The sequence below is a fragment of the Streptomyces sp. NH27 genome, assembly GCF_056859195.1.
Genome location: NZ_JACEGK010001050.1, coordinates 1 through 631, shown reverse-complemented (window position 1 = coordinate 631; position 631 = coordinate 1). Strand labels below are relative to the sequence as shown.

The 631-nt window shown below is 74.8% G+C and carries 1 protein-coding gene; it reads right to left on the bottom strand.

The window, feature by feature from the left end; all coding sequences use genetic code 11:
• Positions 1-146: 146 nt before the first annotated feature.
• The coding region (locus AC13HU_RS37955) for a response regulator (RefSeq protein WP_483046546.1) at positions 147-631 on the bottom strand (485 nt) is incomplete at its 5' end.

The following is a 631-nucleotide window of genomic DNA, read 5'->3' as shown; positions in this document are numbered from 1 at the left end:
GCACGGCGGGGCGGCCGGATGAACGGTGCCGCGGGGTGGTCGGGTGGGCTTCGCCAGTGAGGTGGTCGGGCGAGCCGCGCCAGTGGAGTGGTCGTACGGGCCGCGCTACGACCCGCCGTACGAGCGGCGCTGCGGCCCGGCCCGCTTCAGGCGCCGGAGCCGGGTCCGGGGGTGGCGGCGGCCCGGCCCTGGGGCTGGTCGGGCGGCTGGTCCACGCGGTGCTCCCCCGGTACTCCGGACGGTCCGGGTTCCTCCGGCTGCTCGGGCGGGCGCGGGCCGCGCCGGACCAGCCTGTGCACCATCTCCACGAGCAGCGCGGGCTCGAACGGCTTCGCCAGATACGCGTCGACCCCGCCCGGCCCGCTGACCGCCTCCGGCAGGCTCCCCGCGCTGACCATCACGATCCCCACCTGCCGCGTGCGCGGGTCCGCCCGCAGCCGCATCGCGGTCCGCGCACCGTCCAACCGCGGCATCACCGCGTCGAGCGTCACCACGTCCGGCTGCACCGAGTGCACGATCTCCAGGCACTCGGCACCATCAGCCGCGGTCACCACCTCGAAGCCCTCCAGCTCCAGGTTGACCCTGATCAGTTGCCGGATCACCCTGTTGTCGTCGACAACAAGCACCCGAC